The sequence below is a fragment of the Acinetobacter bereziniae genome, assembly GCF_016576965.1.
GTDB lineage: Bacteria > Pseudomonadota > Gammaproteobacteria > Pseudomonadales > Moraxellaceae > Acinetobacter > Acinetobacter bereziniae.
Genome location: NZ_CP066119.1, coordinates 711,483 through 730,056, shown reverse-complemented (window position 1 = coordinate 730,056; position 18,574 = coordinate 711,483). Strand labels below are relative to the sequence as shown.

Below are 18,574 nucleotides of genomic sequence, written 5' to 3'. Positions count from 1 at the left end.
TTAAAATAAGAATGTGGAGGATATTTGAAAAACAGTCAACCTTGCACAGCATACTCAAAAACCAATCAGCGGTTAAAACTGCTTTAGCCTCTTTTCATCAAGAGAATCTGATCCGTGTTTAAAATAGATTGAATAGAAGATTTTTTAACTAATATTTATTCATCAATCCAATGATTCCATTGGCAATCATATCAATTGCGATAGTGCCTATTAAAAGTGCGGATAAACGCCCAACAATATCAAAATAACGATCAATATATTTGGCATGACTATAGCGCAGATGATCATGACCAAATTTCATAATCATTAAAATGCCACAGCTGATAAATAAAGTGAATGCAATCAAGAGTGCTGATTCGACTAAAGACATACTGACACCAGTGACCACAGCCGCACTAATTGTACCTGGACCAATCATGAAAGGCATCGCCATCGTACTTGCCAAATGTGCTGGCGTTCCTCTCATCTCTCCAATCGTATCCGCACCTTGGAAAACAAAACGATAACCGATCACCAAGAAAATCAGTCCACCAAAAATCTGAAAGGATTCAAAACGAACATTTAAATAAGAACTAAAGATTGCTTCGCCACCCCATGCGAACAGTAAAAAAACCACATAAGCAATCAATGCCCCTTGGGCTAAACTTTTATTAAACACCTTCGTTTCAGTATGTCGAATCATTCCAATCATATAGATGCTCATTAAAAAAGGATTGAGCAAGGAAAAAAATAAAGCAAAAGAATGGATATAGTTTGAAAACATAAGAACTTTCCACAAAAAAGTTTATCAATTTATGACTAAATAAAGTGTAATGCCCGATCTTCATAAATTTTGTCGGACTCATTATTTAAAATTGTAAACTTATCTAGGATTCATTCACTTATAAAACATAAAATGATAAAAAATTGTAACTATGCAGGTACTGGTTTCAGTCATCAGATTGGTTTTCGTTTAGCATGATCAAAACGGACAATTCAAAACGAACCAAGTAGCGCTGAGATGCCTTACCTTTAAAAAGTTTCAACATTATGATTTTATTTATTTTTTAAGCGTAGTTATGCTAAATCTTAAACTCATCAAAATTACAATAACATCTAATCTAATAACTTTTAGAATTTAGTTATCGATCAAAACTTTCTCTCATAGACGATCAGCAAGATCGTCAATCTAGGTGTAAATGTTTATAGCAAAAGATCAACTTATTTTGAATGAGCATGTTGATCCAAATCAGTTATCTGAGTAAGTAAAACATTTGATGGCTATACTGTTTATTGCCCCCTAAAAAACATTGAAGAATCAAATATTTTACTGTGCTTTTTTTATTGATAGTCTATCCAAAATTCAGCATAGGCATTGGCAAAACCTGGCGTTGCAGGCGCATCCGTTGCAATATAATTGGCATAAAATACTACTGAGGCATTGCCATTCGCATCCACTAAAAAAGGACGACTTTTACTAGAAACATCATTTGGAAATCTATTTGTTTTAGTAATTGGAACGCGATTACGATTAGAATCTGTTAACTCGATCGCAACGTGCTGTGCAGTTGATGTTGCATTAGGATTACTTAAAGCCAAAAGTTGATTATTCACAGGGTTCTGTTCACCCATAAACGTAAACCTGACTTCTGCTCCCGCAGGGCATTGAACCAAATTAAATGGAATCGCGACACGTGGACCTTTATCTCCGGGTGTTTTTAATTGACGTGTAGAATTTAATCCCATATCGACTATTTTATGCGCCTGACTCTCCTCAACACCACAGGTTGAATTTGTCGCATTGCCTTTTAAAGTAAAGTTATAGGTTCCCAAATCAGCGTGTGCATAACTGTACAGACCCATACTCACCATAAGCAAACAAGCCGTACGATAAAGATTTTGCTTTAATATATTCATCATCAACCCCTAGTCAAAATCTATTCTGAAATAGCCACGCGCCTGAAAAGGACCTGGTGTAGGCTGGTTTCCAGTGACACTAACAGGCCATGCTTTCACCACGATATTGGCAGGATTGGTATTGTTGAAATGAATTTTACTGTTGATATTATTAGGAATCAGTACATTGTCATTTTGGTCTGACATTTTAAAACCAATATCAGGATTATTGGACACAATGATGTCATTGGCAGGTCCACCAACTTTGTCTGTTTGGACCCGTAGCGTTAGTGGTGCATTATCGCTAATAAAACTATTACATTTTATTGACAACGGCATATTGGCTTTCGGAATACCGTTAATTTTGTTGCCTATACCCGCACTTTTAAAGTTATAAGTTGGGATATTTCCAAAATCAACAATTGATTCAACATCATCATTAATAATACAGTTTTGAGGAACAATCACTCGTCCTCTTAGATGTAAGGTTTGTTTTGCACCATTAATGAGTGCAGAACCATACGGAGCAGCATTATCACCGACATAGAAGTCAGCCAATGGAATGTCAATATCCGTAAATCCAACAAAAGGTTTAGAAATCCTCATGGTCACTGTATATTGTGTATTTCCAGTGTGTGTAGAAGTTCCACAGCGTTCAGATGGAAAACCAAAGCGCCCATTTTGAGCGGGTACGTTAATATTGGTTCCATTATAGGTATATCGAACAGAGGCTTGTAAGTAGTCATTCACTTGCATATAGCTTTTTCCGCCAATGATGACTCGAGGTCCTGTGTAGTAGGCAGTCATATAAATAGGAATAGAAGCGCCAGTGAGCGTCGTACCGTTATCACAATGGGTCGTCCAAGGATCACCATTTACACTGACTGTCAGGACTGAATCAAAGGTCTTTCCTGCCGTATTATCGGCAGGATCGGTAAACGTATAGGTACCAAAGTCCGCATATAAATTTTTGTTGTGTTCTTCACGCCACCAGCCTGCTGAAACATCCATCGCAGTCAGAATTAATAGAGTTGAAGCAAGTAATTGGTTTTTCATCAATATTCTCCGGTTACTTACATTCAACATCAAACTGTTGTACTGCAAGGCTTAAGTCAGCAGTGCTAATATCATAATCTGCAACACATTTTTGTTCGTTTGCGTCGCCCCAAGTTACTTCAAGCACACCTTTAAGCGGTAAGCCAGTCATATAAACTTGCCCTGACTCTGCCGCCATACCTACAGTTTTACTCGCAGTGACCGTCACATTACTGGCATAAGGGATCGGTTGCCCTTGATATTTGAGATCGATCAAAGCACGTACACCAATACTGGTATCAAATGTTGCGCGGCTAATCGCACCACGAATTGGCACAACATTATTGACATTGCTGTTGATTTCTAAATTTGAATCAAAACTGTTTGAATCCAATGCCACACGATTTAAACGATATTCAGAGGCATACGGCAAGATTGCATAACCACGCCAATCGGTTTTAACCCCATTATAGTTTTCAACTTTGACCCCTTTAGCACCAGGAGCTTTGACTAAAATACTGGTATCACCAAGAATCTGACCAAAGGTCAATCCATCTTTATGCAGCAACATGCCACCACTTGCACTATAGCTAAAGCGATTATTGTTTCCATCATAGCTATAACCTGCACCTACATTGCCATAAGTTCCGTTATAGCCCACATTAATGGCGCCTGCTGAACCTTGTTCAGTGACATAACCTTGGCGAATGCTATAACTCAAATTGCGGTCTTTCAATAAAGTGCCGCTAATTCCAGTCTGATAAGAATTATTGCCATCTGAATTTTGTGTGGTCGATACTGTTGCATAGGTATTCGCCCAAGGGTTATCACGGAAATTCGCTTTAGAACGCAGACGACCGAGCGGAAAAGATGCATTAGCGGTATAAAGTGTATTTACTTTGTCCAGTTGTGAAAACATGTTGCGGCTGACACCGAGCGAATAGCTTATGCCATTCCATGCACCATTGTAGCCAGCCTGTATCCATTCATCTTTTTTGGCAGTTCCCCAATAACTTTGCTGGTTTGCTGCAAAGTAAAGTGAACCATAACGCCCCATTGAGTGCGAAATGTTGGCTTGCAAACGACCTTTTTTAGCATGGTTCAGATCATAGCCATTGGCAATGATACCTACATTTGCCAAATTGCCGTCCTGAGTTTCAGCCTCACTATAGTTTTCACTCATTTGCCCGTAAAAGACATCATTGAGTGTATAGAAGCCACGCGTTGAATAGCGATAACCCAAAAGCTGAAAACTTGTTCCTGAGCGCAGTAAAGATTTAGAGTAGAGGAAACGCATCGATTGACCACGGTGCTTGGAACCATCGACCAACTCACTGTTTGCATGCGTTAAATCGAAAGAAAAAGCGCCAAACTGCCCCATGTTACTGCCAAAGCCGAGTAAAGTGCTTTGATAATTCGAGGACAGTTGAGTCCCGCCATAAATCGAAAGCCCTTTTGGTAATCCATGTACAACAGTCGCTTGCACAACATTTTCATTTTCTCTGTTGTTACGAGAACCATTGCGGAATTCACCCGCTAAAACACTATAACGTGTACGCCCTTCGCGTTGTAAAATCGGTAAACTTGAATACGGCACAAGGTAACTTTGGATTGAACCATCACTTTCTTCAATGGATACCTGTAAGTCACCACTACCAAAAGCAGGGTTCAAGTCCTGAATTAAGAAAGGACCAGGAGCGACATTGATTTGGTAAACAATATTATTATTTTGTCGAATCACAACTTTGGCATTGGTTTTAGCAACCCCACGCACATTCGGTGCATAACCCTGTTGGCTATCAGGATACATGGCATCGGCAGTAGATAACTCGGCACCACGATAACTGAAGCTATCAAAAATACTGCCTTCGCTCGCACCATCACCAATTCTAAGTTGGCTTTTGATTGGAATCAGTGTTTTTTGCACATAAGTATTGAGATTGGTCCACTCATGCGTACTCAAGTTATTATTAGAACTGTAATTAAAACTGCCAGAATGACGTAATTGCCATGAACCTAAATTCATGCCACTGTCTACACTGATATATAGACCATTTCCTGCAGTAACTGAACCAGAGTTGTTATATCCTGACATCCGGTAATTTAAAAACATCGCATTAATGCCTTCATCCCATTGTTCTGGTGGAATATATCCGCGCACCTGATTTTTTAACGAGATTTGTGGTAAATCAATATAGAGTTTTTGCTTACTAAACTGAAAGCGACTATTTGCACCATTGATCAATTGACTGATGTCTAAACATTGTGGATTTGACGATGCCAATAGCTCAGGATAAGCCGCCATATTTACCCCAAAACTTTCTAATAGTTTAAGGTCTAAACAAGGCATTAACCCTGTTGCATCTGCAGTATTTTGTTTTTCCACAAACTGAATATCACGAGTAACCACATATTCATCATTGGCATAAATCTCAACCCGATAAACGCCTGGTAATTGTTGTGGTGAACTTTGTAATTTGGTCAAGTCTGCAATTTGCGCATTCGACAAACCATCAGTTAAAAAGGCAGTATTAAATACTTGCTCTGCATGCGCGTTTTCTACGCATGCAGCACTGACCGCCATCGCCGATGCAATACACATTGGCAATACTTTCATTTTTGCATACATCGGTTTATTCGGCATCATCACTCAAGTACCTATACAACACATATTATTAATTTAGGTTTATTTCTACTTTTGGTGTCACACCACCATAGTCATTCACAGTTTGATAACTCAGCTTGTTCCCTGAGGTTTTTGAAATTTTTGTTTTTTCAAATGGTGCAGCCATCACGCTATCTAACTTGGTCTCATTCAGCACCAAATTGACAAATGAGATGTGATAAGGAGATTGGTTATCCACCTCTACACCTTCCGCAGTTTTTACAAATTTGACTTTTGTTATTGCGTCTTCAGGCGCAATCTTTAATTTTTCTGGACGAACAAACAGCTTGATTCGTGACAGTACAGCAAGCTGTAAAATGTTCTTTTCCGCAAGAACTTCTTTGTCTACAGATGGAATTGATTTTACATTTAACCAAAAAACTGACTCACGATCTTGTGGCAGATCTTTTACTAAGTTCACAATTCTCAAAGTATTTTCTGTTGCTGGCTCTGCCACAAATAAAGGTGGCGTCACCAAAAAGTTTTTAACTTTTTCTTCTTTTTTATTTTCAACCCATGAGTTAATCAGATAGCGATCTTTTTTACTGTGGTTGATCACAGATAGAGAAACTTGCTTGGCTTCCATCGGATAAATCACACGTGTTGCACCTAAAGATACCCCACCAATCGCCTTACCTTCAGCATATGAAAAGGAAGCTAGGCATGATAAAGCCACACCCAATACACCGTTTTTAAACATGCTTAAATTCATATCAATATTCCAAAACAACTTATGGATAAAAAACAGAAATCAAAATATTTTTACTATTTTCAGTCGACTGACCATTGAGCTTCGATAAAGGCAATACAACTGTTTCATCAATATTTGTTAGTTCAGGCTCTTGAGTCATATTTGTGACTTCGTGAGCGACCTGAGACAATGTTGATCGTTGATATACATTTGAATGATGCAAATTCATGCCAGGCATCAAATAAAATGTTTGTTCAGGCAACGCCAATGAGTCAGAGATAAGATGACTATTGTTGGCATCTTTCAAAGCAATGGCGAGGTTGTAATAAACCGTTGAAGAGCAATTTGAAACATTCAATTCTAAATGAGACTCAGTTTCACGATTTTCACCAAACTTGAAGTTGCTTTTCTGGGCAAATAAACAGCTTGGATTCACTAAGGAACCACTAAAATGGGCTCTTCCACCAAATACATAACTGTCTGCAAAAGCACTTTGAAATAAAAACATCCCAACCAGTACAGTTAAATATTTGTTCATATGAAATCAGCCCATTCAGTGTGATTTATTCAAATCAAGATTTGAATGAATCCTTAGTTATAGTTCACAACAAAAGTTGCATCAGCATTTGCTTTACCTGGTGTAGATGCACCAGTCGCTACATAACGTGCTGTAAATGGGAAAGTGTTTGTACCATCAATAATTGCTTTTTCTGTAGAGAAATCAGAACCATCTACAGCCAAAATTTTAGATGCATAATCTGTGATTTCGATACCAACATTTGTTGCAGCAGGTGCGTTACCGCCACCACCGTTTACAGCCAATAATTTATTGTTTGTGCTTACAGTTTGACCATTGAATGCAAAAGAAACACCGTTAGTTACAAGTGAAGCATCACAGTCAACCAATTGAATGTTGAATGGAACTGGACCTGATTTGTCACCAGCTACAGCTAAACGCGCAGTACGGTGTTGACCCAAATCTACAGTTTGATCCGCTGTATCTGTACTTACTGCACATGCAGCATTTACTAATTCACCCACAAAATGAACTGTTCCACCGTTTACTGGTGCTGCAAAAGATGCAGATGACATAACACAAGCAGCAGCAAGAAGACCTAATTTTTTCATGAAATAACCCTTTCAAAAGAGAAAACAAATTATGTTTAAGGTTTATTGTGATTACTGATACATATTCTTTTAACTTCAATCATCTAGCTTTGATTAAAATTTCATTTATTTTATCTAAACAAATTGAGATATATCTTGTTTTAATAAAATTATGAGACAGTCATCACATAAACTAAGCAGATTGTAGACGTTGAGTTACTATTAAGAAAAATGATTTTTACTCAAGATGATTGCTGAGTTTTTTGCATAGATATATAAAAAGTTATTTTTTTCAACACATTACATTTGTTATTTTTTGATCAAAAATACTTAACTTTATCAATTTAAATATTTAATTTGATTTTTTGCGAAATAAAATGGTGATGTGAATAACGCAGAAACAACCACTGTTGGCTATTTATGGAGAGTGATAATTGGCTTCTAAACGATCGACAGGCAATGGCATTCCTAAAAGATAGCCTTGTAATTGTTGACAACCTAGACGTTTAAGAATTTGCGCTTGTTGTTCAGTTTCGACACCTTCTGCGGTGACGACCAAGCCTAAACGGATTGCCAGATGAATAATACTTTCTAAAATAATTTGTTCTTTTGAACCTTCACACAGATTTCGAATAAATTCACGATCTATTTTTAATTCATCTACAGGTAAATCTTTTAAATATAAAAAACTGGAATGCCCTGTTCCAAAGTCATCAATCGCCAGTTTAATTCCTAAATTTCTAAGTTTTTCAAAAGTTTGAATACTATCATCGATATGATGCATCGCTGTTGATTCAGTAATTTCGATAATTAAATTTCCATGCTTGACATGATATTTCTGAATTAACTTTTCTAAATTTCCAATCAGATGCTTATGTTCAAATTGCACCGCGGATAAATTAACGGCAACAGGACAAAAGGCATAATTCTTTTGTTCCCACTGTTGAATCTGCATACAGGCTTGTTCTAAAGCCCAATAGCCCATACGAATAATCAAGCCTGTCTGTTCAGCGCCGCCAATAAACATACTGGGTGCTAATAATCCCAAACTTGGATGTTTCCAACGAATCAGTGCTTCAACACCACAAATACGATAATCAGCAGTAAACTTTGGTTGATAAAATAGGATAAATTGTTGTTCTTCAACTGCTTTGTATAAATCATTAATCAATTTAGATTGACTTCGATTGTGATGCTGCTGGTCCAAAGAGCAGCTATACACACTATAGGTATTTCGCCCCTGTTCTTTGGATTGCATCATTGCGGAATCTGCATTAATCAATAAATCTTGTAAATTTTGCCCGTGATCTGGAAAAAAGACGATGCCTATGCTTGCTGAAATATTGATTTCTTTACCCGAAATTTGAAAACTATCCTGGATTTTTTGTAAGAATAATTCAGCAATATGCTCGGCTTGAATACGGCTTGAATCTTCAAGAATCAGGATAAATTCATCACCACCAATACGAATCAGCTTTTGTCCTTCAGTCAATAATGGATATAAACGTTGAGCGAACTTCACCAGCAGTTCATCACCAATATGATGACCAAAGGCATCATTCACAGACTTAAAACGATCAAGATCAATATAAACAAAGGCTATTTTTGTTGCTGTTTCCTTATAATCTAGAAATAATGCATCCGTATATTCAACTAAAAAAAGACGATTAGGTAACTTCGTGAGATTATCTTGAAGTGCCAATCCTTCAAGCTCTTTATTGGCTTGTATTAATTGTAAACTGCGTTCTTCTAATCTTCGTTCTAAAATTGCCACACAAAAGGCAGAAACAAGAATCAAACTTGCCACAAAAATAATAGTGAACAACAAAACACCTTGCCCTTCGTTCAACTGATTTTCAAAATGATTGACATGCGTTGACGAAAACGTTGCCGCCGCCATACCTGTATAGTGCATCCCTACAATGCTCAGTGCAATCATGATGGATACGGCGGCTTTATACAACAACTTATGACTAAAGGTATTTTTATACTTAAATGCCAGCCAAAACGATAATCCCGAACCACTGATTGCAATCGTCACAGAGAGTATGACTAAAATTGGATGATAATAAATTTGCTGGTTTGGAATTTCCAACCCCATCATGCCGACATAATGCATGCCGGCAATCCCCAATCCCATCAGTAAAGCGCCTAAAATTAAACGCGGAAGAGGTAATGTGTCCTGTGTTGTTAACCAAACTGCAAATATTGAAGCCAATGTTGCAATAATATAAGAGATTACAGTGAGTGTTAGATCAAAAGTGTGATTTTCTGGTAAATGGCAAGCCAACATTCCGACAAAATGCATCGCCCAAATGGCAAATCCAAGTGCCATACCACTTAAACAGATAATTACTTTTTGAATACGCGCCGCATGAGGTGTAAAAATGAGTTGTTCTAATGAAATAGCAATGTAACAGATAATCACTGCAATGCACGCAGAACCTATTACGAGGCTACTATCATAACTCATATAACTCATAAATTTTTTCTTCCAGTAGTCAACCTATTATTGTTATAAGAAACCCCAATGTTTTACGACGTATAATGGCAAAAAGGTTCACTTTTTAAGAACTCTAATATTTCTTAAAATATCACTATCCTATTGAAGGTCAAGTTATTTTTCTTAAAATTATCAAGCTAATTTTGAAATAGTTGATTAAGTTAGAGCTTATTTTGTCGAATTAAAGAAAGATCAAAGAATTAACACAGTTTAGTGTGATTAGCATCCCTTTTTTAAACGAAAAAATTAGAGTAACGATGAAAAAACCTCTTAAAATTCACAAATCAGGTCAATGGATCGTAAAACCTGTATATATTGACTTGTTATTGTCCAGATTTAAATTTGACTTGCGCTAATATAACCTGAGTTCTATAAAAATCCTTGATGAAAGATGATATAGCCAAACCGCCTGATTATTCATACAAGTGATTTGGATGATTCATTTATTTTGTACTTTTGAATCATAGATGGTCTTGCTATCGTGAGGCGACATGGATGTCGCCATGTTGAGCGGGGGTATGAGGATGTACCCCTCGCTCAACGAAAGATTTTTGTCACTTTTCATCTCTGAAAAGTGAGGCATCGCCTACGCAAAACAATTTAAAATTTAGAAGTAAAGCGTGGCAGTGCAAGCTTTAGATCATCAAACAATCTATTGTTCGCTTTCATTTTATTGATCAAGAGAAATGAAACGCTATTGTTGGTTGCGCTTACGGAGCTCCGCTCCTCATCCCAAAATTGGATAAAAAAGCAGCAAAACCCCATAGAGATTTATTACTTTTCAATGAGTTGAAGATTTAATTACATCGAACTCAGGTTAATATAGTCAAATCTGTTGAAAAATAAATGTATAAAAAGAGAAAACCGAGCAACACATATCGCTCGGTTTTAAATGAAATAGCGTTAACTTTTAGCATGCAACATTTCAGTAAGTCACTCAGCTTTTCTTAACCCAACCTCTAGCTGAATTTGATCTAAGTCTGGAACATGGTAACGAACATTACCTATTTTGACATATTGAAAAATGGTTTTGTCTTCAACAGCGTCTTCAACATCCACCACCTCAGAAATACGTAAACGAATAGAGTTCGGCATTTCATTGCACATTAAAGCAAAACGATCATCCGCCTCTTCACCTTCAATAATCAAGGCGACTCCCAAAGCCTTTCTGGGATCACTGACACTAAAGGTGGGTAATTTCTTTTCATGCCATTCCACTACAGGCACGTGAATTGGACTGTTCTGCGCAGACAGCACCACATTCTGTGGCAACAACATCGGGTCTTTGCCATAACAATTAATAATATAAGCATCAATAAACCCTGTAGACACCGTAATCAGATGTTGCAGTTCCTGCGTACTGATTTTATCAAGCGCAGATTTTTCGATATTTCCTGCCATGAGCGCTCCTATTTAACCGTCAACAAAGCATCAATATTGGCTAATAAATCAGCCTCTTGGAATGGTTTACCCATATAGTTTGTCACACCCAAGCTGAATGCACGTTCGCGATGTTTTTCACCTGTTCGTGAGGTAATCATAATAATTGGCAAGTCACGATGAATTTCATGATGGCGAACCAAATTGGTCACCTCAAATCCATCCATTCGTGGCATTTCAATATCGAGCAACATCAGATCTGGTTTGACATTTTCAAGTTGCTCAATCGCATCAACACCGTCTTTAGCCGTAATCACATCAAAACCTTGACGTTCCAATAAACGTGACGTTACTTTACGCACTGTCACCGAGTCATCCACAATCATAATCAGACGACGTTGATCGCGATGACGTTGTTTATCTTGTTGTAAATATTCTGCACCACCACGACTTGAACTCTGAACTTGTCGCGCAATATTTTGCCCATCAAGAATCAAACAAACTTGACCATCACCGAGGATCGTTGCACCTGCAATCGCATTAATTGCCGCAAATTGCTTCCCAATCGGTTTTACCACAATTTGAGAACGCGAACCAATTAACTGATCAACCAGAATCGCGACAGATTGACCTAAGCTCCCTTTAATCAATAACACAGGTAATGAATGTGCAAAGCCATGTAAACGTGGCGTCACCTGATTGGCTGTAAATTCACCGAGATAACGCAATTTATAACTTTGGTAATCTATATCGAAATAGTCATTTTGAGTTTCGAAATACTCTTCCAGAGCGGCTGGGGAAATTCGCACAATACGATCAATTTGCGATAATGGCACAGCAAACTGTTGATCACCGACTTTCACCATCAATGCATCACTCACAGCAACTGTTGTTGGCACACGGATGGTAAAAGTAGAGCCATGACCCAGTTCAGAACTTACACTGACCTGTCCCCCTAGCGATTTAATTTCACTTTGAACCACATCCAGTCCAACACCGCGTCCAGAAATCTGGGTGACTTGCTGTGCTGTACTAAAACCAGGATGGAAAATAAATTGTAAAATTTCTTCTGGCTCTAAATGCTGATCTGATTTAATCAAACCTTTTTCAATAGCTTTATCGCGGATAATTGCAGGATTGATTCCTTTACCATCATCTTTAAAGGACACCAAAACATCGGTACCTTGGCGACTAATATTCAAGTCGATTCGACCAGTCAATGGCTTGCCAGCTTTTTGTCGCTGCTCTGTATCTTCGATCCCGTGGTCGATGGCATTACGCAACATATGCTCTAATGGAGATACTAATTTCTCTAAAATATTACGATCTAATTCACCTTCCGTATTATTCACCAACAGTTCGGTAGGCTTATTGACCGCCGAGGCGGTTTGGCGTACCAAACGCTGTAATCGTGGTAATAAACGAGAGAAAGGAACAAGTCGGGTACGCATCAAGCTTTCTTGAATTTCAGCTTGAATACGTGACTGTTGCAATAATAAGCCTTCAGTATCACGAATTTTCTCCGCTAAGGTGGTTTTAAAGTCCACCAAGTCAGATGCAGATTCAGCAAGCGATTTAGACAATTGATTCAAGGATGAATATTGGTCCATTTCCAATGGGTCAAAGTCCGCATAGCGCGCACTTAAATCCCCATGTTTAGCAATAATTTGACTTTCCAACTCGCCTTCCATTCGACGAAGCTGATCTGCCAAACGTTGAATCGCAAGCTCCATATCGGTCAATGTATTTCCCAATTGACCCAAATCCATTTCAATACGCGAGCGGTTAATGGCATTTTCACCAGAAAGATCGATCATCTTCTCAACCAAATCCGCAGAGATACGAATCATCTCATTATTGGTTTCAGTTTTTTCAGAAAGATCCCATTCACCCAACATAGATGGTGGTTCAGTTCCATCTCCTTGAACAAACTCATTATTGGTCTGTTCAAAAATCAAATTGGTTCGAGATAATTTTTCTGGAAGCTGAGCAGAAACATCGACATATTGCATACGGTTTAAATTTAACTTCAAACCATCAAAATTATCGTAACTCTGTTTGAAAATTGCTGCATCTAACCAGTGAAAAGCACTTTCCAATAAACCGTCATAGACATTGGAATTAAAGTTGTGCTGACCAAATTGTTCAAATGCATTTTCAAGCTCATAAGCAATATCCGCAACACCTTCCAATTTCACCATTTTTGCACCGCCTTTTAAGCTGTGTGCAATACGTTGCAATTGAAGTAGTAAACTACGGTTACTTCGTTGATCAAACCATTGATTCAAGATATTTAACCCATCATCAATCAGCTCACGAGCTTCCTCAATGAAGGTTTCTTGAGCAACACGTTCGGCGTCATCCAAGTCATCTACTTGAATCTGTTCAACGAATGGCTCAGCTTGTTCAAGCGTTGCTTGCTGCTGATCTGCAGAAATAACATCAAATTCTGGAGTAACAGACTCGTCAACTAAAACAATCTCATCTTGGGCTTTTTCAGCTATCTCAACATTCGTATCATGCAAGAATTGCTGTTGATCAATATGCTGTAAAACCTCAAGAATGTGTGTTGCAGGATAATCAATAGATTTTTCACGAATCAACTGAATACGATCTGCGACATCATCTTGAATCAAACGAATAGATTGAATAACTTGTGGTCCAGCTTTGAGCTGACCTTTAATCACGCGCTCATAAATTGTTTCGAGTTCATGAGCAATTAAACCAATATGCGTCGCCTGAACCATATTTGCGCCACCTTTTAAAGTGTGCAAATAGCGCATTAAATTATTGAGTGCAGTGGTATCATCTGGATGACTTGACCATGTATTTAGGTCATGATCCATACCTACCAACAGCTCATCGGCCTCCTCAATAAAAATGTCAAGAACGTCAGCATCAAACTCACGCTGACTTTGCGCAGAATCTATATTTTGCTTATCAAGATTAATTTGAGTTAAGACATAATGATTGCCTGTCTCAACAGCGTTAATATCAGATACAGCTACTACCGCATGTTGAACTGCTGGCTCAATGCTTGGTTCAGCAATTTGAATCTGATCTACATCAATTTCTTGATGTACATAATCATGAAGCTCATCCAAAATCGCCTGAGTTGCACCACTCAAGCTGACACGCTGACCAGATGCCAAGGTATCAAATAAATGAATGAATTCTTGATGTGCTTTAGAGAATATTTCGAAAGCATAATCTGTATTCAACAAATCAGGCTTGGCAATAATCTGTGTATATCCGTCTTTGAGTGCAAGACTGAAATCATGAATACCTTGTGACGCACGATTGTCGGTATGATCGACGAGGATCTGAGCCTGTTGAATCAGTTGTTGGAAATATTCTGGATATTCAACTTGAGCGCGTTTATCAAACTCAAATTCAGCATCCAACAATAGATCAATTTCCAAATCGACCAATTGAGTCACTAAACCTGCTTGTGACTGATGATCTTGTTGATATTGATGTTGGAAATCATAACGCTCCCAAGCATCATTAAATTTTTGATAAATCTGGGCTAATTGCGTATCTTGATCACCGGTTTGCTTGAGTACATGCAAATAATCACTGACGAATTCAGCATAATAAGTCAATAGGGCGTTTTCATTTTTAGAAGACTCCGTATCTTCTTGGACCAACACTTTAAACAAATGCTCAACTTTACCACTTGCTTCAAATACATCCTGAATATGCGCCATAGAAGAACTTCCGCGCAAAGTATGTAATGCCCGAATCAAGCGATTATATTGTTCCGGTGTATGTTGCTCTAAATGCAAAAAGTCTTTGATCGTTGCCAGATGTTCTTCCGACTCTTCAACAAAAATCGTCAGGGTTTCAGAGATTAAACTTTCATCCGAAGTCGGCGTTGTTTCCGCTGCAGATTCATCAATTTGAATCGGGTCTGCCACTGCATGCTCTTCGGCATTTTCGTGGTTTGCCATAGCTGCTACTGTTTCTATATGCTCTACAAGTGGCTCGCTATCAGCAATTTCTAAACCCGTCAGCACATTCTCATGATTGAGGGTATGCGCAAGTGACAGTAGATCCGCCAATGCAGGTTCTAAACTCTGTTTTTGCTGTAATTGTTGCCCCAAATACACCAATGGTGCCAAATCTAAATGATGTGGTTGTTTATTTAAAAACTCAGCATACAATTTGAACTTATACACATTAAATACAGCACTGACATATTGTTGAATTTCAGTACTTAATTCCAAGTTTTTTGCAATTACACGATTTAATGTATCTTCAACAGTCCAAGCCAACTCACCTGAACGCTTTGCCCCCACCATACGTCCAGAGCCTTTAAGGGTATGGAAATAGCGACGTACATTCACCAATTCCTTATCTTTGGACTCATCATTTAGCCATTGATCAAGAGAAGCTTGCAACTGTTCAAAAATTTCTTCAAGTTCTTCTACAAAAATTTCTAAAATCTCATCATCCTGATCAAGATAAGCATCTTCAGGTAAAGTGACGTGTTCAACTAAATGTTTTAATATTTCTTTCATAGCTCAGGCTTCTATGTTAGTTCCCGATTTTGGGACTAAAACCTTTCAAAATACAGTCAAGCTGAATGGCTTTAGAAGGCTTTTCACTGTGCGCAATCACTACCGTTTTAGTGTAGAAATTGCGCATATCAAGTCTCAATCGTTTTAGTCTGGTAATTTAAAGTCAGAAACTGATTGACGTAATGAATCCGCCATACTTGCCAATTCAGATACCGAACGTGCTGTATCAAACGTTGCACCCGTAGTTTGCGAAGTAATTTCTTGTACAACATTCATCGTATTGGCAATATGACCTGCTGATGCAGACTGCAATTTCGCTGATTCAGAAATACTTTCAATCAAACCTGCCAAGTTACTTGATACTGTTTGAATTTCACCCAAGGCAACACCCGCATCTTTTGCAAGGTTCGCACCACGCACAACCTCAGAAGTGGTTTGTTCCATTGAAATTACGGCTTCGTTGGTATCGGTCTGAATGGTTTTTACCAATGTTTCAATCTGCTTGGTCGCTGATGCTGAACGTTCTGCAAGACGTTGTACCTCATCCGCTACCACGGCGAAACCACGACCTGCTTCACCTGCCATAGATGCCTGAATTGCAGCGTTTAATGCCAAGATGTTGGTTTGGTCAGCAATATCGTTAATCAGCGAGACAATGTTACCAATCTCTTGAGAAGATTCACCCAAACGTTTGATACGCTTTGATGTTTCTTGAATCTGCTCACGAATCGTATCCATCCCCTCAATTGAACGGTTTACAACATCTGCACCATTTGACGCGATTTGTACTGAACGTTGTGCTACCTCTGCTGATTCGGCAGCATTGGCAGATACGTGGTCAATTGATTGTGCAATTTCATTAATCGCTGTCGATGCACCCGCAATCTCTTGCGCCTGATGCTCAGATGCCTCAGCCAACTGGTTGGTAATTTGTTGAGTATTCTGGGTATATTGTGCAACTTCTTGAGAAGTCTCATTGATTCGCGATACAAGATCACGTAACTGATCAATCGCAAAGTTAATCGAATCGGCAATTGCACCTGTAAAGTCTTCAGATACCGTTGCATACGAACTCAAGTCACCATCTGCCAAATCGGCAATTTCATCCAATAAACGTAAAATCGCATTTTGGTTACGGTCATATTCGTCTTGTAAACGCATTACACGTACTTTATCTGACTCACTACGTAAACCAATCAATTTAAATACAGCAAATAAGAATGCGCCTAAAGCAAACAATAAGATTAAGGCTGGTAAAATTGTACCTACACCTGTATTTACTGAAAGTCGATCTAAGCCTTTTAATAAATTATCAGATTCTGCAAAGATATTTGATGAAGCTTGGCGAACTTTAAAAATTTGATCAGAGTTCTTCAATACTGAAGTCGATGCCAATTGCACAATTTCATTATAATCTGATTTGATACTTTCTAAAGATTCACGCAACTCAGGCTTGTCAATACGAGTTACACCCAAATCTGCATTACCATTTAATTGCGCATTTAAGTATGTTCCGAAAGTTTCAGTATCGGCATTAAAGTCTTCTGCAGAAGCACGCGTATTATCTGAACCACCGAGTACTGAACCAATTGAACGTAAAATACGTTCTGCAAGGAATACTTGGTTTTTCGCGATTACAACCTGTGTACTTGGCATGTTATCACGTGCCATTTGGTCAACCATTAAGTTATATTCAGCCTGCATGCCAGGAATCACATCTGCAACGGCGATATTGGTGTCATATAACTGGTTAATGATTTTTTGATGGGTCGCAATCATGTCAATATCAGCAGAAACCTGATTCCAGGTTTTTTCAACCCCTTCAACTGCTTTTGAAGATGCATGAATATCTTTCACAATATCCAAGTTTTCTTTAAATTTCTTTTGTGATGCCACTAAAGCATTGATCGATTCTTTTGAACCTGAAGCTGTTGCTTCTGTTGCTTGACGCGATAATGTTTGAGATAAAAGTTTTAATTCACCCAAACTACGAGTTAAGTCGTTATTTCGAGGAACTGTATAGAATAAAACCAAAAGTAAAATAATCGCAACGATGATGCTGACAATCGCCATTTGAATAAATGGTTTTGATTTGTCACTTTCCCCAAATAACTTTGCAAACTCATCAATTTTCGATTTGGTTTTTGTTAATACGCCCGGACTACTTTTTTGAGCAGTATCCCCTGTATTTTTCTTTTTTAGTTTAAAGCCCATTCAGCTTCTCCCGATTCGCTTAACTCTAATTAGGCGTCAAAGCTAGTTTATAAATTTTTCTGATGCGTTCATGTATTGAGGATCATTCAACAAACGACTGAATAAGAATATGTTCCAAGCTTGGTTGTGCTGTTGGAAATATCCTTGACAATAAGTTTGAAGCTTTTCTTCCAGTTGATTATTTTTAGAAAAAAAGCTTTTTTTATTAAAATGTTGAATCCCCAAAACCTGATCTACGACCAGACCAACATAATGGTCATTATGACTAATACATAAGACTTTTTGAGTAGGTAGAAATTGGCTTCTTTGCCCCGTTAAATAAAAAGCCAAATCGGAAACCGACAATAACCGTCCGCGAATATTCGCTAAACCTTTTACCCAGCCCTGAACATTGGGAACTGGTGTATATTTTGGCGGATAAATAACTTCCGAAACTTCCCCCAATGGAGCAACAAAATATTGCCCCATCATTTCAAATGCAATGCCTGACCATCGGTTTACTTCACTTTCATTGTCAGCGTAATTTTTATTTCCTCGCTTAGACAATCGAAGTAATTCGATAAATCCATTTGCTGCCATAC

Annotated in this window: 12 protein-coding genes; all 12 read right to left on the bottom strand. The window is 38.2% G+C overall.

Going from position 1 to position 18,574, the window contains the following annotated elements; all coding sequences use genetic code 11:
* Positions 1-148 precede the first annotated feature (148 nt).
* Entirely contained in the window at positions 149-763 is a 615-nt protein-coding gene (locus tag I9192_RS03410) for a MarC family protein (protein ID WP_005031076.1), read from the bottom strand.
* A gap of 557 nt (positions 764-1,320) precedes the next feature.
* Complete coding sequence (locus I9192_RS03405) at positions 1,321-1,896, bottom strand: fimbrial protein (RefSeq protein WP_005031077.1); 576 nt, start codon at positions 1,894-1,896, stop codon at positions 1,321-1,323.
* A gap of 9 nt (positions 1,897-1,905) precedes the next feature.
* The gene (locus tag I9192_RS03400) at positions 1,906-2,931 is read right to left on the bottom strand and encodes a fimbrial protein (protein WP_005031078.1); all 1,026 of its coding nucleotides are present in this window, start codon (positions 2,929-2,931) and stop codon (positions 1,906-1,908) included.
* 13 nt (positions 2,932-2,944) lie between these two features.
* Positions 2,945-5,557: an outer membrane usher protein gene (locus I9192_RS03395; protein WP_005031079.1), complete on the bottom strand. Its 2,613-nt coding sequence runs from the start codon at positions 5,555-5,557 to the stop codon at positions 2,945-2,947.
* A gap of 28 nt (positions 5,558-5,585) precedes the next feature.
* Complete coding sequence (locus I9192_RS03390; protein ID WP_005031081.1) at positions 5,586-6,287, bottom strand: fimbria/pilus periplasmic chaperone; 702 nt, start codon at positions 6,285-6,287, stop codon at positions 5,586-5,588.
* Positions 6,288-6,306: 19 nt separating this feature from the next.
* On the bottom strand, positions 6,307-6,804 hold the full coding sequence (locus I9192_RS03385; RefSeq protein WP_005031082.1) for a hypothetical protein: 498 nt from the start codon (positions 6,802-6,804) through the stop codon (positions 6,307-6,309).
* Between the two features lie 53 nt (positions 6,805-6,857).
* Positions 6,858-7,394, bottom strand: a complete 537-nt coding sequence (gene fimA / locus I9192_RS03380; protein ID WP_005031083.1) for a type 1 fimbrial major subunit FimA — start codon at positions 7,392-7,394, stop codon at positions 6,858-6,860.
* Between the two features lie 397 nt (positions 7,395-7,791).
* On the bottom strand, positions 7,792-9,855 hold the full coding sequence (locus I9192_RS03375; RefSeq protein ID WP_010591326.1) for a bifunctional diguanylate cyclase/phosphodiesterase: 2,064 nt from the start codon (positions 9,853-9,855) through the stop codon (positions 7,792-7,794).
* A gap of 954 nt (positions 9,856-10,809) precedes the next feature.
* Complete coding sequence (locus tag I9192_RS03370; protein ID WP_004827624.1) at positions 10,810-11,277, bottom strand: hypothetical protein; 468 nt, start codon at positions 11,275-11,277, stop codon at positions 10,810-10,812.
* Positions 11,278-11,285: 8 nt separating this feature from the next.
* Positions 11,286-15,779, bottom strand: coding sequence for an Hpt domain-containing protein (locus tag I9192_RS03365; protein WP_005031086.1), 4,494 nt, complete (start codon positions 15,777-15,779; stop codon positions 11,286-11,288).
* Positions 15,780-15,923: 144 nt separating this feature from the next.
* Positions 15,924-17,993, bottom strand: a complete 2,070-nt coding sequence (locus tag I9192_RS03360) for a methyl-accepting chemotaxis protein (RefSeq protein ID WP_004827618.1) — start codon at positions 17,991-17,993, stop codon at positions 15,924-15,926.
* 42 nt (positions 17,994-18,035) lie between these two features.
* A complete protein-coding gene (locus I9192_RS03355) occupies positions 18,036-18,572 on the bottom strand; it encodes a chemotaxis protein CheW (RefSeq protein ID WP_004827616.1) in 537 nt (178 codons plus the stop codon).
* Positions 18,573-18,574: the final 2 nt, after the last annotated feature.